Annotated in this window: 29 protein-coding genes; 1 reads left to right on the top strand and 28 read right to left on the bottom strand. The window is 40.2% G+C overall.

Annotated features, from left to right (window positions below):
* Window positions 1-9: 9 nt before the first annotated feature.
* From F3G91_RS04545 to obgE, 25 genes are all read right to left on the bottom strand, one after another.
* Window positions 10-1,113, bottom strand: a complete 1,104-nt coding sequence (locus F3G91_RS04545) for a Cj0814 family flagellar-dependent secreted protein (protein ID WP_149700831.1) — start codon at window positions 1,111-1,113, stop codon at window positions 10-12.
* Window positions 1,114-1,249: 136 nt separating this feature from the next.
* Complete coding sequence (locus F3G91_RS04540; RefSeq protein WP_149700830.1) at window positions 1,250-2,008, bottom strand: tRNA 2-thiocytidine biosynthesis TtcA family protein; 759 nt, start codon at window positions 2,006-2,008, stop codon at window positions 1,250-1,252.
* On the bottom strand, window positions 2,005-2,688 hold the full coding sequence (locus tag F3G91_RS04535; protein ID WP_021093455.1) for a 5'-methylthioadenosine/adenosylhomocysteine nucleosidase: 684 nt from the start codon (window positions 2,686-2,688) through the stop codon (window positions 2,005-2,007). The genes F3G91_RS04540 and F3G91_RS04535 overlap by 4 nt, the downstream gene beginning before the upstream one ends.
* Window positions 2,685-3,614, bottom strand: a complete 930-nt coding sequence (fabD, locus tag F3G91_RS04530) for an ACP S-malonyltransferase (RefSeq protein WP_149700829.1) — start codon at window positions 3,612-3,614, stop codon at window positions 2,685-2,687. The genes F3G91_RS04535 and fabD overlap by 4 nt, the downstream gene beginning before the upstream one ends.
* 9 nt (window positions 3,615-3,623) lie before the next feature.
* Entirely contained in the window at window positions 3,624-4,208 is a 585-nt protein-coding gene (locus tag F3G91_RS04525; protein ID WP_223227314.1) for an FKBP-type peptidyl-prolyl cis-trans isomerase, read from the bottom strand.
* Between the two features lie 55 nt (window positions 4,209-4,263).
* Window positions 4,264-5,106 carry a tetratricopeptide repeat protein gene (locus F3G91_RS04520; RefSeq protein ID WP_009294338.1) on the bottom strand — a complete coding sequence of 281 codons (843 nt, stop codon included), beginning with the start codon at window positions 5,104-5,106 and terminating at the stop codon, window positions 4,264-4,266.
* A 13-nt stretch (window positions 5,107-5,119) separates the two neighbouring features.
* Entirely contained in the window at window positions 5,120-5,626 is a 507-nt protein-coding gene (locus F3G91_RS04515) for an OmpA family protein (RefSeq protein ID WP_149700828.1), read from the bottom strand.
* A 64-nt stretch (window positions 5,627-5,690) separates the two neighbouring features.
* The gene (gene tolB, locus F3G91_RS04510) at window positions 5,691-6,947 is read right to left on the bottom strand and encodes a Tol-Pal system protein TolB (protein ID WP_103639374.1); all 1,257 of its coding nucleotides are present in this window, start codon (window positions 6,945-6,947) and stop codon (window positions 5,691-5,693) included.
* 15 nt (window positions 6,948-6,962) lie between these two features.
* Complete coding sequence (locus tag F3G91_RS04505) at window positions 6,963-7,916, bottom strand: TonB C-terminal domain-containing protein (RefSeq protein WP_149700827.1); 954 nt, start codon at window positions 7,914-7,916, stop codon at window positions 6,963-6,965.
* 1 nt (window position 7,917) lies between these two features.
* Window positions 7,918-8,316: a biopolymer transporter ExbD gene (locus F3G91_RS04500; RefSeq protein ID WP_002939405.1), complete on the bottom strand. Its 399-nt coding sequence runs from the start codon at window positions 8,314-8,316 to the stop codon at window positions 7,918-7,920.
* Complete coding sequence (locus F3G91_RS04495) at window positions 8,317-8,901, bottom strand: MotA/TolQ/ExbB proton channel family protein (RefSeq protein WP_009294341.1); 585 nt, start codon at window positions 8,899-8,901, stop codon at window positions 8,317-8,319.
* Window positions 8,902-9,291: an ATP synthase F1 subunit epsilon gene (gene atpC / locus F3G91_RS04490; RefSeq protein ID WP_002939398.1), complete on the bottom strand. Its 390-nt coding sequence runs from the start codon at window positions 9,289-9,291 to the stop codon at window positions 8,902-8,904.
* An 18-nt stretch (window positions 9,292-9,309) separates the two neighbouring features.
* Complete coding sequence (atpD, locus tag F3G91_RS04485) at window positions 9,310-10,707, bottom strand: F0F1 ATP synthase subunit beta (protein ID WP_149700826.1); 1,398 nt, start codon at window positions 10,705-10,707, stop codon at window positions 9,310-9,312.
* Between the two features lie 11 nt (window positions 10,708-10,718).
* Window positions 10,719-11,606 carry an ATP synthase F1 subunit gamma gene (gene atpG / locus F3G91_RS04480; protein ID WP_149700825.1) on the bottom strand — a complete coding sequence of 296 codons (888 nt, stop codon included), beginning with the start codon at window positions 11,604-11,606 and terminating at the stop codon, window positions 10,719-10,721.
* A gap of 9 nt (window positions 11,607-11,615) precedes the next feature.
* Window positions 11,616-13,133 (bottom strand): F0F1 ATP synthase subunit alpha, encoded by a 1,518-nt coding sequence (gene atpA / locus F3G91_RS04475; RefSeq protein ID WP_009294343.1) that lies wholly within the window; start codon window positions 13,131-13,133, stop codon window positions 11,616-11,618.
* A 14-nt stretch (window positions 13,134-13,147) separates the two neighbouring features.
* Window positions 13,148-13,678: a F0F1 ATP synthase subunit delta gene (locus F3G91_RS04470; protein ID WP_149700824.1), complete on the bottom strand. Its 531-nt coding sequence runs from the start codon at window positions 13,676-13,678 to the stop codon at window positions 13,148-13,150.
* The gene (locus F3G91_RS04465; RefSeq protein WP_012001332.1) at window positions 13,678-14,190 is read right to left on the bottom strand and encodes a F0F1 ATP synthase subunit B; all 513 of its coding nucleotides are present in this window, start codon (window positions 14,188-14,190) and stop codon (window positions 13,678-13,680) included. The genes F3G91_RS04470 and F3G91_RS04465 overlap by 1 nt, the downstream gene beginning before the upstream one ends.
* 9 nt (window positions 14,191-14,199) lie before the next feature.
* Window positions 14,200-14,622: a FoF1 ATP synthase subunit B' gene (locus F3G91_RS04460; protein WP_009294346.1), complete on the bottom strand. Its 423-nt coding sequence runs from the start codon at window positions 14,620-14,622 to the stop codon at window positions 14,200-14,202.
* A 95-nt stretch (window positions 14,623-14,717) separates the two neighbouring features.
* Window positions 14,718-15,578 (bottom strand): ParB/RepB/Spo0J family partition protein, encoded by an 861-nt coding sequence (locus F3G91_RS04455; protein ID WP_009294347.1) that lies wholly within the window; start codon window positions 15,576-15,578, stop codon window positions 14,718-14,720.
* 15 nt (window positions 15,579-15,593) lie between these two features.
* On the bottom strand, window positions 15,594-16,376 hold the full coding sequence (locus tag F3G91_RS04450; RefSeq protein ID WP_002939402.1) for a ParA family protein: 783 nt from the start codon (window positions 16,374-16,376) through the stop codon (window positions 15,594-15,596).
* Window positions 16,373-17,008 (bottom strand): biotin--[acetyl-CoA-carboxylase] ligase, encoded by a 636-nt coding sequence (locus F3G91_RS04445; protein ID WP_107937378.1) that lies wholly within the window; start codon window positions 17,006-17,008, stop codon window positions 16,373-16,375. The genes F3G91_RS04450 and F3G91_RS04445 overlap by 4 nt, the downstream gene beginning before the upstream one ends.
* 1 nt (window position 17,009) lies before the next feature.
* Window positions 17,010-17,798, bottom strand: coding sequence for a bifunctional hydroxymethylpyrimidine kinase/phosphomethylpyrimidine kinase (thiD, locus tag F3G91_RS04440; RefSeq protein WP_107937376.1), 789 nt, complete (start codon window positions 17,796-17,798; stop codon window positions 17,010-17,012).
* Window positions 17,799-17,814: 16 nt separating this feature from the next.
* Window positions 17,815-18,720: a methionyl-tRNA formyltransferase gene (fmt, locus tag F3G91_RS04435; protein WP_149700823.1), complete on the bottom strand. Its 906-nt coding sequence runs from the start codon at window positions 18,718-18,720 to the stop codon at window positions 17,815-17,817.
* 16 nt (window positions 18,721-18,736) lie between these two features.
* Complete coding sequence (locus F3G91_RS04430) at window positions 18,737-19,072, bottom strand: EF-hand domain-containing protein (protein WP_149700822.1); 336 nt, start codon at window positions 19,070-19,072, stop codon at window positions 18,737-18,739.
* Window positions 19,073-19,118: 46 nt separating this feature from the next.
* A complete protein-coding gene (gene obgE / locus F3G91_RS04425) occupies window positions 19,119-20,177 on the bottom strand; it encodes a GTPase ObgE (protein ID WP_149700821.1) in 1,059 nt (352 codons plus the stop codon).
* A 175-nt stretch (window positions 20,178-20,352) separates the two neighbouring features.
* Between obgE and polA the strand changes: the two genes are divergently transcribed.
* Window positions 20,353-22,989, top strand: coding sequence for a DNA polymerase I (polA, locus tag F3G91_RS04420; RefSeq protein ID WP_149700820.1), 2,637 nt, complete (start codon window positions 20,353-20,355; stop codon window positions 22,987-22,989).
* A gap of 150 nt (window positions 22,990-23,139) precedes the next feature.
* Here polA and ttdB read toward each other — a convergent pair whose 3' ends face one another.
* The 3 genes from ttdB to F3G91_RS04405 are packed head-to-tail and all read right to left on the bottom strand — an operon-like array spanning window position 23,140 to window position 25,999.
* Window positions 23,140-23,760 (bottom strand): L(+)-tartrate dehydratase subunit beta, encoded by a 621-nt coding sequence (gene ttdB / locus F3G91_RS04415; RefSeq protein ID WP_149700819.1) that lies wholly within the window; start codon window positions 23,758-23,760, stop codon window positions 23,140-23,142.
* The gene (gene ttdA, locus F3G91_RS04410; RefSeq protein ID WP_149700818.1) at window positions 23,757-24,656 is read right to left on the bottom strand and encodes a L(+)-tartrate dehydratase subunit alpha; all 900 of its coding nucleotides are present in this window, start codon (window positions 24,654-24,656) and stop codon (window positions 23,757-23,759) included. Before ttdA ends, ttdB begins: the two co-directional genes overlap by 4 nt.
* An 11-nt stretch (window positions 24,657-24,667) precedes the next feature.
* On the bottom strand, window positions 24,668-25,999 hold the full coding sequence (locus F3G91_RS04405; RefSeq protein ID WP_223227812.1) for a ribosomal maturation YjgA family protein: 1,332 nt from the start codon (window positions 25,997-25,999) through the stop codon (window positions 24,668-24,670).
* Window positions 26,000-26,015 lie beyond the last annotated feature (16 nt).

Below are 26,015 nucleotides of genomic sequence, written 5' to 3'. Positions count from 1 at the left end.
TAAATTTAGCTACTTTTGCCTGCCTAGGGCATAAATTTGACTTAGCTCGTTAAAAGCTAAATTTATATTATCTTCGCTTGGCTTTACGGTGCTGTTTTTTAGTAGCTCAAGCACTAAATTTTTAAAATTTTCTCTATCTTCTGCTAGCTTTTTAAGACTAGCCACATCGCTCAAGCTTTTGCTTCTGTGATCCTTCGTCTCGGCAGCGATGAAAGCGTTATTTAGCAAGACTTCAGGCTTTAGCGCAGTCTCTCCGCCCTCTAGGATCGCAGGGTTTTCTGACTTTAAAAAGCTAATAAACAAAGCCTCTTTTTTATAACCAGACTCCGTTTGATAGTAAGAGAGGTCTGGGCTAAAGCCACCAGTGTTTTCCTGCTCTAAATTTACAAAATTTAGCTTTTTTAGGTTCGTTTTTATGCCTAGTTTTGATAGATCTTCGCTTAAATTTGATGCGAGCTTCATTTCATCTTCGCTACTAAAGATGTTTGTAACGACCTCGTTTTTGCGACTATTTAAAAAATCAATATTTGGCCTATCGCTCAAATCTGCGTTAAAATCGATGCCTTTCATACCTTGTGAGATGTAGCCTTTTGGTAGATTTGCTAGGTCGCCATCTGTAAAGCTATCTTTGTTTAAATTTTTGCCCATTACCTGAGAAAAGATAGCGTAATACTGACCTATCGTGTCTGCAATGTCGATATTTTCAAAGACGTCATTGTCAAAAAGCTTGCCACTTGCGTTGCTGTAAAGGACGCTATTTATGTTATTTTGCTTTGTTGCGAAGTTTAGAAACTCTTTTATCGTGCTTTTGTGAAGCTTAAAGTCTTGCGGCAAGCCGGCTGCTTTATTAAAGCTAGCATCCATAAAGCCAGCATTGTCGCTTTGATAGCCAAGCTCATTTTTATCTTTAAATTTCACGCTATAAATGCTTTGCTGTGTATCTTTTGTGAGCTCAAGTCTTTGTAAATTTTGTGCAATGTCTTTTGTTTTTTCATTATTTGCAAGAGCGTTTTGAAATTTGGCACTTTCGGACTGCTCTTTTTGAAGTTTCCTTGCTTTTGCCTCAGTCGCTACTGAGCTATACTTTTGCGTGCTAACACTAAAAATGCTCATTTTTCATCCTTGCTTATCAAATTTATATTTAGTAAGCAATGAGCGTTCCAGCTTTAAAATGAGTTGTGACTTTTGGGTGGTTGTAAGAAATTTGGTTTTAAATTTAGCTTTAAAGGGCATAAATGAAGAGTTAAATTTACTCTTCACTGCCTTCGTTGATACCAAAAAATGTATCTGTGTGGATGTTTTCAAATGCTGCTTTAAGCGATGTAAAAAGCTTTGGATTTTCTTTTTCTAAATTTGCTAGAAGCTGCTTAGTCTCATATCTAGCGTGTGGCATCTTCACGTCAAATCTCATCGCAGGACACGCCTCATCGCCAACAACTCTTAGCTCATTTTTGATCGCATTTTCGCGAAGCTGTCTCTCACGCACAAAGATAAATGGCCTGATCACGACGATGCCATTTTTTGCTCTATATTTTGGAGCAAGCGTCCTTAGCGCGCCATTGTAGGTGAAATTCATAAAAAAGCTCTCTGCTGCGTCATCCAAGTGGTGAGCGATCGCAAGTTTGTTAAAGCCGTGCTTTAGCGCATAGGTGTAGAGATACCCTCTTCTCATACGCGAGAAAAAACTGCAAAAGCTAGAATTTTTGCGGATCTTCTCCTTTGATATCTCAAATATCGAGCTATCTATCACCTCGTGCTCTATGCCATGCTCGTTGCAGTGCTTGGTAAGATACGCGTAGTCTTCGCCCATGCCGTAGCTTAGCGTCACTGCCTTAAATTCAAATTTCTCAGGTGTGACGTTTTGGATGTGCCTTAGCACGTGAGCGAGTGCAAGGCTGTCTTTGCCGCCGCTAAGGCCAAGCAAGATCTTATCTCCGCCCTCTATCATCTTGTATCTAGCGTTTGTCTGGCCAACTTGCCTAAGCAGTCTCTTGCTAAGCTCTATCATAAGCTCTCCACCATTTCTAGGATAAATTTAGCGCTGACGTTTGCTGAGTCTTGTAAGAATTTATCAAAGTCAAATTCAGCCTCATTGCCAGCTCCGTCGCTAATGGCTCTAAGGATGAAAAAAGGCACGCCAAGCGTCTCGCAAACTAGCGCAACGCTCGCACCCTCCATCTCGGTAGCACTTGCGTTAAATATCTTTTTGATCCACTCTTTTTTCTCGTTGTCACAGATGAACTGATCACCAGTTGCGATGATACCTGAATTTAAGCTCATGCCCTTTTTGCTAGCGACATTTTTAGCTAGCTCATTTAGGCTCTCATCGCTTTTTACAAATATGCTAGTTCCTGGCACAAAGCCGTATGGATGACCAAACGCCGTGATGTCAAGATCGTGCTGCACAAGGCTAGTGGCATATAGCATATCGCCTATCTTTAAGCTCTCATCAAGTGAGCCAGCAACGCCAGTAAAAAGCAGCTTTGAAGCCTTAAATTTCTCTATCATCAAGGTCGCAGTGATCGCTGCATTTACCTTGCCGATCTTCGAGTAGGCGATGACTAGGTCTTTGCCTTTGTAGTTTGCCTCATAAAATTTATTATTTGCATATTCGGTAGTTTTATACTCGCCAACCATCTCAAGGATCGGCGTTATCTCCTCTTGCATCGCTCCAAGTATCGCTATCATCTCTCCTCCAAAATCTTCACAACCTCTTCAAGGCTCGCCATGTCAGTGACGCTATATGTCGGTTTTTCCGTGATCTTTTTGTTTATGCCTTTAAGTGTCGCCGCGCCAAGCTCGATAAAGCAATCAACCTCGTTTTCGTAGTTTTTGATGCTTTGCTTGTAGCGAACTGGATGCGTTAGCTGCTCTTTTAAAAGAACTAACGCTTCATTTTTATCAGTGTAAATTTTTGCATTTACGTTTGAAACGACTGGGGCGAAATTCTCAGCCAAAACGCCCTCAAGCTCGTTTGCTAGTTTCACGCTAGCTGGCTCAAGTATCGGGCAGTGGCTAGCTACCGACATATTTAAAAGCATCGCTCTTTTTGCACCTGCCTCTTTAAATTTTGCCTCGTATTTAGCAAGGTCAGCCCTCACGCCAGCTACAACTATCTGACCATCGCAGTTGTAGTTTGCAGCGTAAATTTGTAAGCTCTCATTCTGTGCGTTTTTGCAAATTTCTTCAACGACCTCGTCGCTAAGACCTAGCACCACCATCATGCCAGCATCTTTGCCAATGCAGGCCTCTTGCATAAATTTACCACGTAAATTTACAAGTCTAATCGCTTCAACAAAGCTAAACGCACCACTAACTGCAAGGGCTGTAAATTCTCCTAGCGAGTGACCTAGGCTAAACTCTGGCTTAGCTTTTATGCGCTCACTAAAAGCTAGATAGCTCATAAGCGAGTTTAAAACGATGGCAGGCTGAGTAAATTCTGTCTTATCTAGCTTGTCATTTTGCGTAAATAAAAGCTCTTCAAAATCAATGCCTGTGTCGTTGCAAGCGTCATTTAATAGAAGTTTTGCCAAAGAGAAATTTTCATAAAAATCTTTCCCCATGTCAACACTTTGCGAGCCTTGACCCGCAAAAATAAAAGCAAATTTTTTCATTTTGGCTTCTTAGTGGTGGTGATGTCCGTGACCGCCGCAACCGCAACCACCTTCGCCATGTCCGTGGCCGCCGCAGCACTCATGCTCGTGATCATGATCGTGTCCGCCACAACCGCAAGTGTGAGCGCCTGCTACCATGCCAGTTGCTTTTTCATCTTCAGTTGCGTCTCTAACTTCTAAAATTTCAACATTAAATAGCAAATCTTTGCCAGCGTATGGGTGGTTAAAATCAACTGTCACTTCGTCATCTTTGATCTCTTTAACGATGACGCGAACGCTTGAGCCATCTTCATTTTGACCAAAAAGCTCCATGCCTTCATGTAGGTCTATACCAGCAAATTGCTCTTTTGGAAGTGACTGGATGGCATCTTTATTGTATTCGCCACAACCCTCAGCAGCTTTGATATTTATAGTAGCCTTGTCGCCTGATTTTAGCTTGCTAACTTCTTCTTCAAGCTTTTCTATAATGTGGCCATGCCCTGTAATAAAAGAAATTTGACCACCTTCTTGCATATTTGACTCTAAAATTTCGCCACTATTAGCGTCTTTTAGCTCATAAAACATTGTTATAACTTGATCTTTACTCACAATAATCTCCTTGGAATTTAGTTTTGATTAATGTGAGATTATATCTAAAAAAGAGTAAATTTTAGTTTCTGTTAGGAGCGGCTTTGGCTTCTTTGCTATCTGGATAGCCTACTTTTAAAGCCTTATAAAACCTGTTGGCACTTTGAGTATCACCGATCTTATCAAAGCTTATAGCTGTGTGATACAAAAGTTTTGGAGTGTAGTCAGCCTTATCTTCACTTTGTATACTTTTTTTATAGTATTGTATGGCTGTGCTGTAAGATTTTTGACTATAAGCAACTTCGCCTAGATAATAATTTGAAGCACCAGTTTTATAGCCTTTTTTATTTAAGTATTCAAAATATTCAGCTGCTTCTGTGCTATTGCCAGAATTTAAAAGCTTAATGCCATCAGCTAAAATGTCCTTGTCGCTTTTGCCACTAAAATTTGAAGTTGGCTTATTTTGTTGTTTTGGATTTGCATTTTGCTTTGGTTGAGCAGCATTTTTATCCATTATGGCGCCTAATTTATTTAAGGCAGCAGTAATATTTTTATAGTTTTTATCTTGTATATCCCTAGTCTCATCAACATAAGCTTTTAATGATGTCAAACTTACACCAGAATCGCTTATACCACCATTGACTTTGGTTTCGATATCGTTCATTCTTTGCTCAAGCTTGTTCATCCTAGCACTCATGCTCTCGATCAAGCTTTGCAAACCTTGAAGTTGTTCTGAAACATTATCCATGTTTTCTTCGATATTTTGAACGCTTCTTTTGTTACTTAGAGTTGCCTTTTCATCATCTGTTAGTCCATATGGATTTGCGCTATCCATATTGCCTGCGTCAAATGCTGAAACTTCTTGAGCTGAACTTATAGAGAAAGCGGCTCCAAGAAGAGCCGCAATGATTATTTTTTTATTCATTATTACTTACAGATTAAGGAAGTACTTTGAAATCTGCACGTCTGTTTTGAGCGTCGCAAGCTTTTGTTTTGTCTGTACAAACTGGGTTGCTTTCGCCAAAGCTTACTACAGCGATTCTATCAGCGCTAACGCCATTTCTTACAAGAGCGTCTTTAGCACTTTTAGCACGTTTTAGACCAAGAGCATAGTTATACTCATCTGTACCCCACTCGTCGCAGTTACCTTCTACTTTTATAGAAAGAGCTTGAGCGTCAGCTTGGTTAAATACTGATGCATTTGAGCTAACAACACCTTGTTGGTCAGCTTTGATATTAAATTTATCAAAGTCAAAGTATACACTTTTAACTTGGCTCTCGATGTTAGCAATAAGAGCTGCTAATCTATCAGCATCACTCATGCTACCTGAGTTATCTGCAGATTGATTTGAATTTGTATTCATATCAACTTCAGGGTTTTTAGAGCTACAACCGCTCAACAATAAAGTTGCAACTGCAACACTTGCTAGAACTACTTTTTTCATTCCATATCCTTTTTGAAAAATTTGGTCGAATTATAACATATTTTTTTTAAATATTATCAGAATATTACCAATCAATAGATTGAATTTTACCTACTTTTAGTGGAAATTGGAAACTTCTGTTCTCATTTAATCTAACAACGCCAAGCGAGCTTTGACCGCCAAGTTCTTTGATAAAAACAACACTTTGACCATCACTTGAAAATCTTGGATAGTTATTTTTACCATTTGCTGTAAGCTGGCGAATAAAATCTGTTTGAGTTGAGATTAGATAGATATTAAAGCCACCACTAGCCTCTCTACTTGAATAAACTACATAGTTTTCAAAAGTGCTTACTGAGTTGTTATTTTTGCCATGAAATACCATTTGCTCAACGCTTCCGCCTGAAGTTGCAGGTGTTGCAAAGATGTTTGGATATCCAAGTCTATCTGAGACAAAAACTATTCTGCTGTCATTATCTACGAAATTTCCATTTACATCAATGCCTGGATAGTTTGTGATCTGAGTTAATTTTTTGCTACCTGTATTATAAATGAAAATATCTGGCTGATCTTTTGGCGCCATAGTTAACAGAATTTTACTTCCATCTTTACTAACATCAGATGCTATAAGCATACCCATACTATCTATTATCTTCGTTTTTGTGCCTGAATTTAGGTCATATCTAAACAAAGTAGGTCTGTTATTTACATAAGATGTATAGTAAAATTTACTCTGATCAGCGCCTGCCCATTTAGGGAAGATATTTAGACCGCCACTTACTATTGTCTTTTGATATGTAAGTGTGTAATCAGCCACTATAATAGAGCTTTGGCGAGCCGAAGTGTATTTTGCTAGGATGATAAATTTCTCCATCCAGCCAACTGGTGGTAAATTTAGCTCATTTGTTAGCTCAACTATACTTTTGTGTGCCAAAAACGGATACTTTGCGCCATCTGGCATATTATAGACTCTCTCATACCTTGTAGTTGCAGTTTTTGCATCGATGAGTTTTACTCTCAAAGTAAGAGGTGAGCCCATAGAGCCTTCAAGAGCATATCTAAAGATAAGCTCAACACCTTTGTCGCTCATTGTATTTGTAGCTGCTGTTCCCTCATAGGTTGAAGGCACGTGATCTTCGATAACCTCAAAGTCTGAGCTAACTTTCAAGTCACCTAGCATGATCTTAAAGAATTTATCTTTAAAGCCTGCATCACTAACAGCCGTAGTTGCATCTTGCAAAGCTATCTTTGGCAAAGCAACACCTTGGTTTACAACAGATATGGTCGCATCAGCAGCATAAAGCCCTAGAGCAACGCATAAAAAAAGAAAAATTTTCTTCATCTCTACTCCGTAAATTTATAATTTTTTGTCTATTCTATCTTCTAAATCTAAATCAAAAGTAGTACTTTTGTCTGGATTAAATGGAAATTTCTCTGTAGTAAGCTTTTCCAGACACTCTCTAACCTTTGCATTAAACTCTTCATTATATGATAGCTCTAAAATTTCATAGCTGAAATTTCCACTTTGATCTATCATGAATTTCACCTTAGCTATATTTGCAGAGTCAGCTCTATAGCTTTGCCATCTTCTTTGAATTTGCTTTGTTATGGCTCCCTTTAATGGATCATAAGTGCCAGTCATTTGCGATTTTGGTGCGGTTGGATTTTGATCTATTTTTAGGCTCTTTATAATATCGCTAGCCTCTTTTGCAGCTTTTGAGCTAGAAGCCTCGCTTTTTTTGCGGCTTTGCACTTTATTTTCAGCCTTTTTTATACCATCATCTTTTTTAAGTTTAGTCGAGTCTATATCACTAAAGAGATCTTTTATATTTGGCTCTTTTGGTTTTGGCTTTTCAACTGGCTTTGGCGTAGGTTTAGGCTCAGGTTTTGGCTCTAGCTTGACCTCCTCTTTAGGCTCTTCACTTGGCTTTAAAATTTCAGGCTTTGGTTCAGGTTTGGGTTCTGGCTTAGGCTCGTCCTTTGGAGGAGTTGGTAAGCTTGGAGTTGGCAGCGGCTCATCTGGCACAACTGGCTTATTCGTAGTCTCTTGTTTGTCTTCTTCAGACTCTTTTTTGGGCTCTGGCTTTGTCTCTTTTACGACCTCTTTTGCTTGTTTTGGAGCTTTTATCGTTTGATCGATCTCGCGATCAACCATAACGATATCCATGATAGCGTCTTTGTCGTCAGTATATTTTTTGGCTGGCTCTGTAAAAAATGTAAGCTTTATAAACAAAACAAGAACAATAGCAATGTAAATACTTAACGCTACAAAAAATGAACTTAGCGTTGGAAATTTAACTTTATTAGGCATCTTAACCGTTTGTCTCTAAAGCTACTTTATTAAAACCAGCACCTTTTAAAGTCTTTAATACAAACATAACATCATCGTATTTTAAATTTTTATCAGCCTTTATGTATATAGGCGAGGTTTTGTCGTATTTTGCACTCATTAGTGCAATGTTATCTGGAAGTTCTGCAAGGCTCATCGTACTTTGATCTATTCTAACTTGTCCTTGTGCATTTATAGACACTATAAGATCTTTTTGTTTAGACGTAGATGTTTTTGCCTTTGAGCCATCTGGCAATGTTATATCTTCTTGATATGTTATAGTTGGCATTGTAACCATTAAAATAGCCAACAAAACAAGCATGATATCAACAAGAGGCGTTATGTTTAACTCTGGTGTTTCGTCGTCAAATTTAAGAGCCATCTATAACGTCTCGTCATCTTTTTTAAGTGCTATCATAACGTCAGCTTGACGCTCGATAACGCTCATTAATTCGTAAGCTTTTCTTTTTATAAGCAAGTTAAATGTATATGCTGGGATGGCAACAAAAATTCCGCATCCAGTAGCGACAAGTGCTTCAGAGATAGCTGGGGCTATAACTCCAAGAGATGAACCTGCACCATTTCCTAGCTGCGAAAATGTCTCCAAGATAGATACAACTGTTCCAAAAAGACCGATAAATGGAGAAGTAGAAGCTATTACACTAAGCCATGTAAGCCCACTTGTAGCATTCTTTTCGGCAATGCTTATGCAAACATTTAGCTTTTCTTTCGAAATTCTACCACTTGCACATTTCTTTAAAGATGAGTCATTTGGTATATTTTTAGCACCCATAAGCAATGCTTCAAGCGCATTTTGCTCGCGTTTTTGCCAAGCCCCTATGCCAGCCATTCTTGAAAAAAGAATTGTAAAACTAACTATAAAATATATTGACAACCAAGTTAAAACTATAATTGTAATAAAACTACTTCTTTGAATGTAATTTAAAAATATATCTATTCCGCCCACTTATCTTGCTCTCACTACATTTTCCATTTTTGATATAGTTGCTGCAAAAGCATTTGTATCACTGCTCATACTCTCTATCAAATTTCTAGCAGCTTCTAATGAATTTGCAAGCTCACTTTCGCTATTGCCAGAGACATAGACCGCACCGTCAGCTAGTATAACTACCTTGCCTTCGTCGATCTTTGCATAGCCCCAGTTAATAGCAACTACATCATGCTTTTTATGCTTATCTTCTATATCTATAATACCTGCTTTTAAAAGAGATATTAATGAGGCGTGGTTTGGCAAAACACCAAACTCACCCTCGCTACCTGGAAGCACTACACTACTCACGTCATCATTAAATATCTGACCTTGAGGAGTTACGATCTCTAAATGTAATTTATCCATTACGCTTCCTTTTTAAATTTAAGCCTTAAGTTTCTCAGCTTTAGCTAAAGCCTCATCTATATTTCCGACCATATAAAATGCTGCTTCTGGTAGATGATCATATTTACCTTCTAAAATTCCCTTAAAGCCAGCGATATTTTCATCAAGACTTACATATTTACCAGGGCTACCTGTAAATACTTCAGCAACGAAGAATGGTTGAGATAAAAATCTCTCTATCTTTCTTGCTCTATCAACAGTTAGCTTATCTTCTTCGCTAAGCTCGTCCATACCAAGGATAGCGATGATATCTTGAAGGTCTTTGTATTTTTGAAGCACAGCTTGAACGCCGCGAGCCACTTTATAGTGATCTGCTCCTAAAATTTGAGGATCGAGCATCCTTGAAGTTGAATCAAGCGGATCAACAGCCGGATAGATACCTTTTTCTGCAATCGATCTGTTAAGAACTGTCGTGGCATCAAGGTGAGCAAAAACAGTCGCAGGAGCTGGGTCTGTAAGGTCGTCAGCTGGAACATAAACAGCTTGAACTGACGTGATTGAGCCTTTTTTAGTTGATGTGATCCTCTCTTGGAATTTACCCATTTCACTTGCAAGAGTTGGCTGATAACCAACAGCTGATGGGATACGTCCAAGTAGAGCTGACATCTCTGCGCCTGATTGAGAGAAACGGAAGATGTTATCGATAAACATCAAAACATCAAGTCCCATCTCATCACGGAAGTACTCAGCCATTGTAAGACCAGTTAGTGCGATACGGTTTCTTGCTCCTGGTGGCTCGTTCATTTGGCCATAGCACAAGGCAACTTTATCCAAAACGTTACTTTCTTTCATTTCGTGATAAAGGTCATTTCCTTCACGAGTTCTCTCACCAACGCCTGCAAATACAGAGTAACCGCTGTGTTTAAACGCAACGTTATGGATAAGCTCCATAATAATAACCGTTTTACCAACACCAGCACCACCAAATAGACCAACTTTACCACCCTTCGCATAAGGAGCTAGAAGATCAACTACCTTGATACCAGTTTCAAAAATTTCACTCTTTGTACTTTGCTCTTCAAATGGAGGAGGATCACGGTGGATAGACCAGTGCTTATCGAAATTTATACCCTCACCCTCGTCGATCAAATCGCCAACTACGTTAAAAATTCTACCCAAAACTTTTTCGCCAACTGGAACACTAATAGGTGTACCAAGCGCTTTAGCCTCTAAGCCACGAGTCAGACCCTCACTCATATCCATAGCGATCGTTCTAACTCTATTATCACCTAGGTGAGCAGCAACTTCTAATATTAGTTTATGTTTCTTGCCCTCAACCTCAAAGAAAACTTCGATAGCTTCATTGATCTTCGGCAAGTAGTCATTAAAGTCAACATCGACCACAGGGCCCATAACTTGACTAATAACACCCTTCATTCATACTCCTTTTATTTCATTGATTCAACACCACTGATGATCTCTATAAGCTCAGTGGTAATAGACTCTTGTCTTGCTTTATTGTAAGCAAGATTTAACTGTTTTACGCGCTCTTTAGCATTGTTTGTTGCATTATCCATAGCTTGCATTCTAGCGCTGTGCTCAGCCGCCAAAGAATCAACCAAAGCATAATACATACTATACTCAAAATATTTATTGAGCAATTCATCCATAATCTTAGTATAGTTGTCTTCTGGCTCAAATTCCATCAAAGAATTTGTCTCTACCGCAACTATCTTAGACGGCTCAATAGGCACAATATCATTTACTCTAATCTCTTGAGAAATCATATTTTTATAGCCATTGTGTATTAGCACAATCTTATCTGTTACACCATTTGTAAAGTCATCAATGGCATCTTTTATAATCTTTTGAGCTTTTTCATATGTAGGAGAAGAGCTAGCTCCGACGTAAGTCTCAAGTAGTTCAACGCCTTGGAAATTGAAAAATTCTATGCCTTTTTTACCAACAGCTCTTAGTCTAACTTTGATCTTTTTGGCTTTTAGCTCATCGATCATGCGTCTAACTGTCTTTATGGTCTGGACGTTAAAGCCACCGCAAAGTCCTTTATCAGCTGTCACAAATATAATATCAACCTTTTCTACACTCTTCGTTGTGTTAAAGAATTTACTCTCGGTCATAACTGAAGCGTATTGATTGATCTTATAAGCTATCTCTGATAAAACCTCATTGATCTTAAGCGCATAAACTCTTGAGTAGCGTGCAGCCTCTTCAGCTTTGCGAAGCTTTGCTGTTGAAACAAGCTTCATCGCACGCGTCGTCTTTTGAGTGTTCTGGACGCTCTTGATCTTTCGTTTTATATCTTTTAAATTTGACATATCTTAGCCCTAGTTAGCGGCAAAAGTCGCTTTAAAATCTTTCAACGCTTTGTGTAAAATTTCTTCTACTTCTTTATCAAGAACCTTTTTAGTTCTGATTTGCTCAAAAATTTCAGGGTATTTTGCCTCGATATATGGATATAGCTCAGCTTCAAATTTTGTTACATTTGCAGTTGCAACGTCATCTAAATAACCCTTAGCGCCAGCAAATATGATAACTACTTGGTTCTCAACTGGAAGCGGAGAATATGGAGGTTGTTTTAGCACTTCAACCATCTTTTGACCGCGCTCTAGTTGTTTTCTTGAGCTCTCGTCAAGGTCACTTGCAAACTGAGCAAATGCTTGTAGTTCGCGGTACTGAGCAAGGTCTAGTCTTAGCGTACCAGAAACTTGTTTGATAGCTTTGATCTGAGCTGCACCACCAACACGAGAAACAGAAAGACCAACGTTGATCGCTGGGCGGATACCTGAGTTAAATAGGTCGCTCTCAAGGAAAATTTGACCATCTGTAATAGAAATAACGTTTGTTGGAATATAAGCTGAAACGTCGCCCGCTTGTGTCTCGATAATAGGTAGAGCTGTTAATGATCCCGCACCTAGTGCGTCATTTAGCTTACTTGCTCTTTCAAGAAGTCTTGAGTGAAGGTAGAAAACGTCACCTGGGTAAGCTTCACGGCCTGGTGGTCTTCTTAAGATCAAAGACATCTCACGGTAAGCAACCGCGTGTTTTGACAAGTCATCATAGATGATTAAGGCATGGCGAGAGTTATCTCTAAAGTATTCACCCATTGTTACGCCAGCATATGGAGCAAGGTATTGAAGCGCAGCTGCGTCGCTAGCACCAGCATTTACAACTATTGTATAGTCCATAGCGCCGTATTCTTCAAGTTTTTTAACGACTTGAGCAACTGTTGATTGTTTTTGACCAATAGCTACATAGATACAAATAACATCTTGACCTTTTTGGTTGATGATAGTATCGATCGCAACTGTTGTTTTACCAGTTTGGCGATCACCAATAATTAGCTCTCTTTGACCTCTACCGATTGGCACAAGTGCGTCGATAGCTTTGATACCTGTTTGAAGTGGCTCATGAACGCTTTTTCTAGCCATGATACCTTTTGCTTTTTCTTCGACGAAGCGAGATTCAGTAGCTTCGATTGGTCCTTTTGCGTCGATTGGCTCACCGAGTGAATTTACAACACGGCCGATCAATGCGTCACCAACTGGCACACGTAGAAGTTTTTTAAGTCTTTTTACAGAGCTTCCTTCTGTGATACCGCTAGTTTTTCCAAGGATAACTATACCAACACTACTCTCTTCAAGGTTAAGAGCCATACCCTTTTCGCCGCTTTCAAACTCAACCATCTCACCAGCCATAACGTTTTTCAAACCATAAACGTTAGCAACGCCATCAGCGACTGAGATGACTTTACCGGTCTCTTCTACATCAACACTTAAATCAAAATTTTCAATACGCTCTTTGATTATCGTGCTAATTTCGTCAGCTTTAATTTTTGCACTCACGCTTTCACTCCTTTTTAAATTGCTTTTAATATATATTCACTCATTTGACTTTTTAGTCTGTCGATAGAGAAATTTACCTCGACACATAAATCGTCTAACTCAACTTTTACACCGTTGTAATCGCTCTTTGAGCCATCAAGCTTGATCTTAGAGTTAAATTTCTTTGAGAAATTCTCTTCCAAAGCTTTTAGCTGCTCAACGCTTAGATCAAAATTTCCAACAACCTCACCGCGATATGTATTTTCAAGCAGAGATTGCTCTATCTTCATCTCGTCTAGTATCGCAGGTATAAGCTCTAGCCTTTTGTTTGCACCAAGAAGCTTTATAAAATTTGCAAATTTAACATCTTGATTTTTAACCAAAGATAGTACAAATTCAACCTTTTGTGAAGCCTTTAATGTCGGCAAACTTATAATGCTTTTAAATTTATCGCTAGCAAAAGCAGCAGCTAGCTCTGATAAATTTTCAACAAATGCATTAAGCTCATTGGACTTTACGTCGCTTAAGATCGCCTTTACGTATTTTTTAGCTACTACTTCATTCATTAGCTAACCTTTTTAAGTATGATATTTACAAGCTCTTTTTGATCGACTTTTAGGCTATCGCTTGAGAAAATGTCGCTCAAAATTTCATTTACAACGCCTTTTGTCATCTTGCGCTCTTCAAATTCTTTTTGCTCTTTGTAACCTTTTTCGATATTTGCGATATCGTTTTGAGCCTCTTTTTTAACTTTAGCAGCTAAATTTACAGCCTCTTTTTTCGCGGTTTCGATTAGAGCATTTGCATTTTGCTTAGCCTCTTCTACACGCTTTAAAACGTCATCTTTTTTAGCTTTTGACTCACGAAGCTTCTCTTGGATACTCTCAAGCTTATTTGCGATCCTATCTATCCTACTTTGATAAAGAGCTTTTAGTGGCTTAGCAGCAAAATAGACCAAAATAGCAAAGAAAAGTAAGAAGTTTAGCGTTCTCTCGACTATGTCGTAGTTTGTTCCACCATGCTCGCTAGCGTATGCTAGAAATGGAAGTGCTAGAAAAAATAAAATTTTTATCTTCATAAATTTCCTTTAAATTTTAGAGAGCTTAGCGTTTAAAGCTGCTCTAAGCTCAGGTAGTTTAGCTGATAGATCTGCCTTTAGGCTATCTTTTTGAGAGCTTAAAGCGTTTAAAAACTCATTATAATCAGCCTCTAAACTACTTTTTACCGCATTTATCTCTTTTAAAGACTCTTCTTTTGCCAAATTTAAGGCCTCTTGTCTTATTTTGTTAGCCTCAGATCTTGCATTTTGTATGATCTCTTCGATCTCTTTTTCATGAACGCTTAAGTCGCTTGCATTTTTGCTAGTACTCTCTTCGTCATTTTTTATAGAGGCATTTCTGTCGTCTATAAATTTAAGCATTGGCTTGTATAGCAAAGGATTTAAAATGGCGATCAAGACAAAGAGAACGATAGCCGTTAAAAGCATCAATGGCACATCTATTTCTAACATCCACTCTCCTTATTTTGTTATTAAGTTTTATTTAATATTCAAATCAAAGTCTGATTTTACAATAAAATACTAAAAATAAAAATAAATTTGTAATTCTATTTTAGCTTAGCGATAAATTCTTCCACCTGTGAAATGTCGCTAAATTCTAATATTAAATTTTTAGATTTTACCTTCGTCTTTATCTTTAAATTTTTAAAAATTTCTTGTAAATTTGATAATTTTTTGCTCATTTCCTCTGAAATCTGAGGCTTTGGCTCTTTTACTTCTTCTTTATTTTTTATCTTTTTTACTAAAATTTCTGTATCTCTAACACTTAGTTTTTGGCCGATGATCGTATCAACAACCATTCTTTCTTCTTCGCTGCTAAGCCCTACGATGACTTTAGCGTGGCCTTGCGTGAGCTTATCTTCTTGCAAAAGTCTTTGCGTGTAGTCGCTAAGTAGCAAAAGTCTCATTGTATTTGTTATCTGAGTTCTGCTCTTGTGGATGATATTTGCTAAGCCGTCTTGTGTGATCTTATACTCGTTTATGAGCTCTTTATATGACTTTGCAAGTTCGATTGGATTTAAATTTTCACGTTGTATGTTTTCTATAAGCGCAAGCTCTCTTAAATTTTGAGACTTGATATCAGCAATTATCGCCTTTATTTTGCTTGCTCCAAGCATCTTTGTAGCGCGGTATCTACGCTCACCAGCTATTAGCATGTAGCCGTCATCTTTTTTGATGACGATTATTGGTTGTATTAGTCCGTGCCTCTTGATGCTGGCACTTAGCTCTTTTAAAGCCTCTTCGTCAAAATGCGTTCTTGGTTGGTAAGGGTTTGGTAAAATTTCATCTATATTTATCTCTTCGACTATCTCAGAGTCGTTTAAATTTGCGATCTCTTTGCTGTAGGCCTGCTCTACATCTTCAAGTATCGCGCTAAGTCCGCGCCCTAATCCACCTTTTTTCGCCATTTTTTTCCTTATTTTTTAGTTTAAAATACAATATGCCAAATTTTGATATGCGATCGAGCCTGGTGATTTTATATCATAAAGTATCACCGGCTTACCAAAACTTGGGCTTTCAGCAAGTTTTACATTTCTTGGGACTACTACAAATTCCTCTTTGCCGTCCTTGCTCTTAAAGAGCTTATTTTCAAAATGCTGCTTTAAATTTGCAATAGTCTCTTTTGAGAGATTATTTTGCGAGCTAAACATAGTCGGTAAAAAGCCCTTTATATTTAGCTTTGGATTTATCGTTTTTTTGATGATCTTGACTGTGTTTAGGATCTGTGCCAAGCCCTCAAGTGCGTAAAATTCGCACTGGATCGGGATGATCACACTATCGCTTGCACTAAGAGCATTTATCGTGATGCTGCCAAGTGCTGGAGGACTATCGATGATGATAAAATCATAGTCATCTACAACTTCTGAAATTTTGTTTTTAAGGATTAGTTTATAGTCTTTGCTTTGATCGTTAAATTCTTGCTCGATGCCGACAAGTCCGATGTTTGACGGAGCTAGAAAAAGCGTTGGGATCTCAGTTTTTAGCACGATTTGTGAGAGCTTTTTCCTATCTGTTAAGACATGATAGATGTTAAACTCGTAGTCGCTTCTGCTAAAACCAAGTCCGGTCGTCGCGTTTGCCTGTGGATCGATGTCTATTAATAATACTTTTTTCTCAGCAACCGCCAGTGATGCGGCTAAATTTACGGCCGTTGTGGTCTTGCCAACGCCGCCTTTTTGGTTAGCTATTGTTATTATCTCGCTCATCTTAAAGAATATACCTTTTCCCCGTTTAATAATATCGCTCCATCCTCGCAAATTTCAGCATCCTGAAGCGAAACAGCTCTATTTGCAATATGCGTAATAAAACTTTTTGACTTGCAAAAGTCTATCCTAAATTTGCTAAAAATTGGCTTCCATAAAATCTTTTTATCAAGCATGCTAACAAAGCCCCAAACTAGCTCATCTACGCTAGCTTTTATATCCAAAATGCTCGCGTTTTCGGGCGCGCTAGCTAAATTTATCCCCATGCCGCAGATGTAAATTTCATCCACTTTATTTGTCAAAGTGCCGCCTATTTTACGCTCGTCCACGTAAAAATCATTTGGCCATTTCAGCCAGCACTTTGAGCCAAGTTCGCTCAAGACTTCACGCATCAGCATAGAAAAATATATCGAGATCGAGGGCGGAGGTATGTCGCTTGGCAGCTCATCTTCGCTTATGCAAAATGACATAAACAAATTTCCGCCAAGCCCCTCCCAGCTGTTGCCGCGGCTGCCGACCCCTTTTGTTTGATTGTACGCCACGACCATGTGCGGTGGCTTTATCTCGCCGTTTTTTAGGGCTTCTATCAAAAATTCCTGCGTCGAAGGCAGACTTTGAAAAAACTCTACTTGCAAATCACACCTTAAATTTATAGAAGTGATTTACTGGATTTTGTCCGCCGCCGATGATGACCGCGTTTTTGATAGCGTTAAAGATATAATCATGCGCGTTTTTCACGCTCTCTTTTAGACTAAGCCCGTTTGCTAAATTTGAAGCGATCGCGCTTGATAGCGAGCAGCCTGAGCCATGTGTCGCAGTCGTTTTTATGCGCTCGTCGCTAAAAATTTCATATTCCTTGCCATCATAAAATATATCAAGCGACTTGCCTTCTATCTCGCCACACTTTAGATAGACGCTCTTTGTGCCAAATTTCAAAAGCTCCTTGCAAGCCTCTTTTAGCTCGCTCTCGCCCTTTAGCTCACGCTTTAAAATTTCGCGCGCTTCAAAGATATTTGGTGTGATCACACTTGCAAGCGGGAAAAGCTCCTCTACGATCGCGTCTTTTGCAGCGCCCTCTAGCCAGATGTCGCCATTTTTACAGCTCATAACAGGATCAAGCACGACTGGTGGTAAATTTTTGATCTCTCTTAGCGTTTTTGCGACGCTTTTGATGATCTCAACGCTTGGGACAACGCCTATTTTTATCACATCAACTCTTATATCATCAAATATCGCTTTTATCTGATCCTCGATGAGCTTTGGCTCAACTAACTGCATGCCAAAGATGCCCTTTGTATTTTGAGCAGTGACCGCTGTGATCGCTCCCATCGCATATACGCCGTGTGCTATAAAGACCTTTATATCAGCTAAAACTCCAGCTCCGCCACTTGGATCAACCCCTGCTATACTTAGCGCATTTTTCATAACCGCTCCTTTAAATTTATTTTAATTCATCGCCAACGCTAAGGCGCTTACCATTTATATATGCTTTTGCGTTTGTTGGCTTTTTACTTGGCTCTTGAAGCTCGTAAATTTTAACCGCCCCACCCTTGCAAGCAACCACAACGTGGTCCTTTTCTATGCTTAAAATTTCTCCGCTTTTGCCACTTTTTTCACTTAACTCAAGCGATAAAATTTTTAGTCCGCTAGCTAAATAAATCCCTGGCCAAGGTGTGAGCGCACGAAATTTATTATAAATTTGCCCCGCCTCTTCATCGAAGCTAAAAAGCCCGTCGCTCTTGCTTATCTTTTTGCAGTGCGTGGCTTTGCTCTCATCTTGCTTTTGTGGCTTTAAATTTTCAAAATTTTTAAGCACTTTTACGATTAGCTCACCGCCTAGCTCGCCTAGCTCACTAAAAAGCTCGCTTGACATCTTATTTTCGCAAGGCGTGTAGATGAAGTCTAGCATATCGCCAGTATCAAGCCCAGCATCCATTAGCATGGCTGTGACGCCAGTTTGCTTCTCGCCTGCTAGGATCGCGCTTTGAATGGGGCTAGCACCTCTATATTTTGGCAAGATCGAAGCGTGTAAATTTATACAAGTCGCCACGTCAAGCACGCTCTTAGGCAAAATTTTGCCATAAGCTGCCACTACGATAAATTTAGGCTCAAGTGCCTTTAGCTCGACAACCACTGCCTCATCTTTTAGCGTATTTGGTGTAAAGACTGGCACGCCTACTAGCTCATTTTGCGCGTAAATTTTAACCTCGCTTGGGGTTAAAATTTGCTTTCTGCCAACTGGCTTATCAGGCTGAGTAAAGACCGCTTTTATATTAAAGCCAGCCTCTTTTAGGTGCCTAAGTATCCTAACAGCATAATCAGGTGTCCCCATAAAAACTACATTCATCACTTTCCTTTAAATTTCAACGACTTTTATTTTGATCTGCATTTTGACTGCTTGGCGGCCAAGAGGCGCATGGATCTTTCTGCCAGCTAATCTTTTGCAATACTAAATTTCTTAGCTCATTAACGCTAACTTTACCACTACGATCAATATCCAGCCTTTTAAATTCATCACTAGTGCATAGATCTGGCGCTATTTTTAGCTCAGGTGGCGCCTTGCACGCCGTCCATTCATCTAAATTTAGCATGCCGTCGCGATCTATATCATTAAAATCTAAAAACATATATGCCGGGTCCGCTGGATCACAGCTATATGCACCAAGGCAAAATAGCATAATGCAAAAAATTTTCTTCATTTTATCTTCTTAAATTTCTAAGTTCAAAGTGCCAAAAAATCGCAACTCAAAGCTCTTTTTTAAGTAGCTCAAGCAGTGCAAATTTAAGCTCGTCGATGTTCTCGTTTGTCGCTGATGAGATTGGTAAAACAAAATATGGTTTTTTCGCGTCAAAGCTGTATAGGTCTTGCTTATAGATAAATTTACCAACTTGATTTGGCTCTAAATTTATGCTTTTCATAAATTCTTTTATATTTTCATCTAAATTTTCTGCCGCATCGACTCTTGTAATAGCGATAGCATAGTCCCTGCTAGCAAGTACGCTTGAAAATTTAGCGACCTCCTCTTTTAGCACGCTAAACTGCTCGCTCATGCTTCTGTAGTTTGCACTATCTATCATGAAAAGCAAAATTTTATTTCTCTCGATGTGCTTTAGAAACTGCACGCCAAGGCCGCGTCCATCACTCGCTCCCTCGATGATGCCAGGGATATCAGCCATGACAAAGCCGCTAAACTCATCGACCTCGACAAGTCCAAGCTTTGGCGTAAGCGTGGTAAATTCGTAGTTTGCGATCTGTGGCTTGGCGTTTGAGACGGCTGAGATGAGGGTTGATTTACCGACATTTGGAAAGCCAACAAGGCCCACGTCAGCTATCAGCTTTAGCTCGAGCCTGACCTCTACGCTCTCTTCTGGCATGCCCTTTTGAGCGTATTCTGGAGCTTGGTTGATAGAGTTTTTAAAGTGAAAATTTCCAAGTCCACCCTTGCCACCTTTTAAAAATAGCGTCCTTTGCCCCTCCTCTACCATGTCGCAAAGCAGCTCGTTTGTCTGTGCGTCATAGACCGCCGTTCCTGGTGGCACGATGAGCTCTAGGCTCTCGCCCTTTTTGCCAGTCATTCTTTTGCCCATGCCAGCCTCGCCGTCGCTTGCTCTCATCGCCTTTTTGCCCTTGTAGTTTGCCAGTGTGTGGGTGTTATTGTCGCAGACAAAATATACATCTCCGCCGTCACCGCCATCACCGCCGTCTGGGCCGCCTAAAATGACGTGCTTTTCGCGGCGAAAGCTTACTGCACCAGCTCCGCCATGCCCTGAGCTTAGGGTTAATTTCACGCTATCTATAAACATTTTTTACCTTAAATTTATCTATTATTTAGTTTGAATTTTAGGCGAGATTATATCTTTTAAATGATTAAAATTTGTTTTGCGTTTAAAATCTCACTTTGTTTTTAGTATCTTATAAATTTAGAAAATCAGCCAAATTTTTGCCTAAATTTCATAAAATGGTGCAAAAGGATAGAGAATGAAAACACTTACGATTATTGATACTTTTGGCTTCTTTTTTAGGCTTTACTACGCTATGAGTGGGCTTAAAAATCGCGAGGGCAAACCAAGTGGCATGATAAGTGGCTTTGCAAATTTCATAGCAAGCCTAAAAGATGAGTACCAAAGCGACTACCTCATCTTCGCACTTGATAGCAAGGGCAAGACCCTGCGCCACGAAATTTTAGGCGAATACAAGGCAAACAGGAGTGAGCCGCCAGCACAGCTAAAAGAGCAGCTGCCAGTTTGTATAGATATGATAGAAAAAATGGGACTTTACAGCCTTAGCCGCGAGGGCTACGAGGCCGATGACATCATCGCAAGTGCAGTTAAAATTTGCAAAGATAAAGATATATTTGTGCGAATAGTCACGCATGATAAGGACCTTTACCAGCTCATAGAAGACGGCAAAGTGAGCATCTACAGCCCACAAAGCAAGATCGACCACGATAGCGCTAGCTGCTTTGAAAAGTATGGCGTCTATCCAGCTCAGGTGAGGGACTTTTTAGCCATCGCAGGTGATAGCTCAGATAACATCCCGGGCGTCAAAGGTATCGGCGCAGTGGGAGCTAAGAAGCTTTTAGCTGAGTATGGTAGCTTAGAGGGAATTTATGAAAATTTAACCCTTCTTAGAAACGAGCGCACCAAAAATATGCTAGCAGCCGCAAAAGACGAGGCGTTTTTGAGCAAAAAGCTAGCCACGCTCTTTGATGACGCGATCACTTCGCTTGATCTTGAGCAGTCTAAATTTCCAGAGCAAAATCCTTTGATAAATATCTCAGAAATTTTAAAAGAATACGATCTAAACAGGCTTCTTAAGAGCTTGCAAAAAGAAGAAAATGCTGAATTTAAGCTTGGCTTTAGAGCAAATTTACTACTTGATGAGGCAAGCATCGAAAAGCTCCTCTCAAGCGTCACGCCAGAGACCATCGTCGCCTTTGACACTGAGACCACGGGCGTTGATAGCAAGAGCGCAAAGATCGTTGGTTTTAGCTTTTGCTTTAACGACGAGGACGCATACTACGTGCCAGTAGCTCACAACTACCTAGGCGCGCCAAAGCAAATAGACCTAAAATTTGCCACTTGGGCGGTAGGGCAAATTTATAAAGGCTGCGTGATCGGACAAAATTTAAAATATGACTTTGAGATCGTGAAAAACAACCTTGGTCTTAATCCTCCAGCAAATTTTAAAGATACGATGATACTTGCTTGGCTTAGCGATCCAAACTCAAGTGTGGGCATGGACGCGCTGGCAAAGAGGCTATATGACTACGACACGATCAAATTTGAAGATGTGGTCAAAAAGGGGCAAACTTTTGGCGATGTGCCACTAGAAAATGCCGCTAAATACGCAAGCGAGGATGCTTGGATAACGCTTAAATTTTATAAAACTTTTCAAAACACGCTTGATAAAAATTTACTAGCCCTTGCCGATACGCACGAGTTTCCTTTTATCCTCACGCTCTTTGACATGGAGCAAAACGGCATCAAGATAAATGAAGCTAAGATGAAAAAGCTCATCCTTGAAAACGACACCAAACTAAAGGCGCTAACAAGCGAAATTTATGAGCTAAGCGGCGAAAATTTCAACATAAACTCCGTAAAACAGCTTGGCGTCATACTTTTTGAGCGCCTAAAACTCCCAACCAAAAAGAAGACAAAAACAGGATATAGCACCGATGAGAGCGTGCTAGCTGAGCTTACGGATGCCCACCCAGTGATCGAGAAAATTTTAGCTTACAGAGAGCTATATAAACTGCAAAGCACCTACTGCGAGCCACTTTTAGCGCTTGCGAAAAAGGACGAGGGCTCGCGAATTTACACGAGCTTTTTACAAACTGGCACGAGTACTGGCAGGCTTTCAAGTAAAAATCCAAATTTGCAAAATATCCCAGCTCGTGGCAGCCTCGCAAAGGACGTTAGAGAGTGCTTTGAGGCGCGCGAAGGCTATAGCTTTGTGGGGCTTGACTACAGCCAGATCGAGCTTAGACTGCTAGCTCACTTTAGCCGTGATCCTGCACTGCTTGAGGCGTTTAAAAATGATGAGGATATTCACGCAAGGACGGCTATTAGCATATTTGGTAGCAGCGACGGACAAAATAGAGCCGTGGCAAAGAGCATAAATTTTGGCCTCATTTACGGCATGGGCTCAAGCAAACTAGCAAATCAAGTAAATATCACAAGAGCCGAGGCAAAAGAGTATATAGAGCGCTATTTTAAGGCATTTGCGACGATCAAAGAGTTTTTAGAGAGCATAAAAATCTCAGCTAAAAACGACGGCTTTGTGCAGACACTACTTGGCAGAAAGCGCTACTTTGACTTTAAAAGTGCTACGCCTATGCAAATAGCCATGTTTGAGCGTGAGGCGGTAAATACGGTCTTTCAAGGCTCAGCAGCAGACCTTGTCAAGATGGCTATGGTAAAAGTTAGAGCAAATTTAGATGAAAAAGCGAGTATGTTGCTTCAGATCCACGACGAGCTGATCTTTGAAGTAAAAGACGAGTTTGCACAGGAATTTGGCAAGGCGACGCAAAAGACGATGGAGGAAATTTACACGTTAAATGTGCCGCTTAAAACATCGCTAAATATCGCGAAAAACTGGGGCGAGTTAAAGTAGAGCAAATTTTGGCTAACGAGAGTAGCGATAGTTTTTTACCATCAGTCACACAGCAAAAACTAGAGAGATTTTAGAAGCTGCGATAAATAATGCGCTTTAAATTAACGTAAATTTTAAAGCGCATTTATAAGCTATCAAGCCTAAATTTACCTACTTTATAAACCCTACCTGTGGTAAAATTTCAGCCAAAGCCTCGTCTTTTTTCTCGTTAAATTTAACCTTATTTTGCTCAAAAAGGTTGTTTCCGTGCGCATCTATCGAGACTATTAACGGGCCAAACTCTTTTACACGGCACTTCCAAAGAGTCTCAGGCATACCAAGCTCCGTCCAGTCCGCACTCTCGATCTCTTCAACCTGCGTTGCGACCACCACTGCACAGCCTGCTGGGAATACGCAGTGAATAGCGCCAAACTCCTTGCAACCGCTCATCGTGCCTTCCCCCATGCCGCCTTTGCCCACAATGAGACGCACGCCAGTTTTTGCGATAAATTCTCGTTCAAATTTCTCCATCCTCATGCTAGTCGTAGGCCCAACCGAGACCATTTCAAAGCCCTCCTTACCGCCATCTTCTGTTTTTCTGATGATCGGCCCTGCGTGCAAGATCGCACCACCTTTGATATCTAGTGGCAGCTCCCTACCCTCCTCCACTACGCGTCTATGCGGCACGTCGCGGCAGGTGACGATGTGTCCCGTCAGATAGATCACGTCGCCGATTTTGATGCTTGAAAGATCCTCGGCGCTTATTGGCGTGGTTAAAATTTTCTTACTCATAGCGCGAACTCCTTGTGCGATTTTATGTCGAAGTTTAGATCTGCATCCCAGACGATGTGCCCTTTACGGTGCGACCAACAGCCCACATTTACGGCGACAGCTATGACGCTTGGGTGGCGAGCGCAGTTTTCTATATGCACGCCCATGACAGAGCTTGCACCGCTCATGCCTTGAGGACCAAGACCGATTTTATTTATGCCATCTTCAAGCAACTTTTCGGTTAGTGCGGCTCGTTCGTTTGGATTTTTAGAGCCCAAAGGCCTCATCAGCGCCTTTTTAGATAGCAAGGACGCTACCTCGATCGAAGTGCCCACACCAACACCCACTAGTAGCGGCGGACAAGCGTTTATGCCGTAGCTCGTCATTATATCCATGACAAATTTAACAACGCCCTCATAGCCCATGCCAGGCATCAGCACGGTCGCTTTGCCAGGCAGACTACAGCCGCCACCAGCCATATATGTGTGGATCTCGCACTCGCTGCTATTTGGCACGATCTCCCAAAAGACGCTCGGCGTGCCCTTGCCGACGTTTTTGCCGGTATTATACTCATCAAATGTCTCCACGCTGTTATGACGAAGCGGAGCTTCACGAGTAGCTTGCAGAACAGCCTCTCGCAGCAGCTCTTCAAGCTCACCGATCAGCGGGAAATTTGCGCCACATCTTACAAAAAACTGGATCACTCCAGTATCCTGACAGGACGGGCGGTTTAGCTCCTTTGCAAGGCGCTGATTTTCAAACATCGTTTTATAGATCTCCTTTGCCAGCGGCTGCGTCTCGCGCTCGCTAAGCTCAAGTAGCTTCGCAGTCACGTCATCAGGCAGCACTTTGCCCGTGTAGCCGACAAATTTTGCCATGACCCCAGTCATCTTTTTTATGGATTTTTCTTTATCCATCGCTTCTCCTTTTAAATTTCGTCCTCGAAAAACGGCTCGGGATTTTTAAGCAACCAAAGCACGAATAGGTATCTAAGCTTACCTACATCTTCAGCATGCCAACTTGTCCTTAAATTATAAAACATCTTATCAAGCGCTTCATCGTTTAGCTCTTCGAGCCTATTGCCTAGCTTAAAATATTTTTTAATTTCGGCGGCGGCTTTATCTGTATATTCACCATCCCATAAAATCCAACCTCCATATTCCCCGTTGTAGTCCCAGTACCGGTATAAATTAGTAGCCGCATGTATCATTTTATACTGCACGCTATCTTTTTGTCTTAAGAATTTCATCCAAAAATTATAGGTAAATTCGCTGTATTCTTGCGGATCGTATCTTTCCATATCCGTTGGATACTCGGGTACATATAGGTATTCCAACCTTTTGCCAAAGTGACGCCAAATATAAATTTGCGATTTTTCAGGTAGGAGATTGTATATATAATTATACATTATTCCAAAATCGATATTAACGACTTCACCCGCCTGTTTTATATATTCCCGAGAGACATAGTCCTGCTTGCCTACGATTACTAACTTTTGATGCGGTTTTAAATTTTTATATACATACCACATAAAATTTCTAAGCGGCGTCTCACCCTTTTTATTTTTAGCGTTTATGTCGCCGCCTTGCATAATAATCCATTCGATTAAATTTGCGTCCGCATACGCATAGGGCGAGTTTGGATCTTTTTTCTTGATATCTTTGTTTGCATGTAGCATATGCAGTATCGTGTTGCCGTCTTTGTCGGTCGCATTTATATCGTAAACTTCAAATACCGCCTTAATCTTCTCATCGTCGCCGCTTTGCAAAATTTCATTAAAATTTTTGGGTAATCTTTTACGTCTAAAAATTCGTATCTCGTTATAGATCGCATGCTTACTACCGATGAAATTTTCAGATACGTAAGCTAAAACGCAGCCTATCGCGTAGCATATAATGTCCGTCCAATCAAATGTTCCACCAAAAATTATCCATAGTGCGTAATTTTGAACGCCTAAAATTTCAAGTACCTTAAAATATTGTGTGATTTCAATAACTAGCGAGAAAGTGAAGGCCGCAAGCGCTAAAATTTTAGGCGGTAGCCTGAACGCGGCTCGCCCAAATGCATAAAGCATCGCTGCGGCTAGCGCATCGCCTAGATAGTAGCGTATGAAGCCGTCTTTGGCGTAAATTGCGATAAAAATTTCAAATGCTAAAATAGCAATACCCGTCATCGCCCAGTTCATTCTAGCATCCCAACAATACTCACTTCTAGATGCGTCCGTAGGCGAAAGTATTGCTTTTTTCGTATCCTCTCTCAATTTTACCCTTACAAAT

It is taken from the genome of Campylobacter concisus, from assembly GCF_902460715.1.
In the GTDB taxonomy this organism is placed as follows: domain Bacteria; phylum Campylobacterota; class Campylobacteria; order Campylobacterales; family Campylobacteraceae; genus Campylobacter_A; species Campylobacter_A concisus_AK.
The sequence above is the reverse complement of the archived record's forward strand: the minus strand, read 5'-3'. Positions and strand labels throughout refer to the sequence as shown.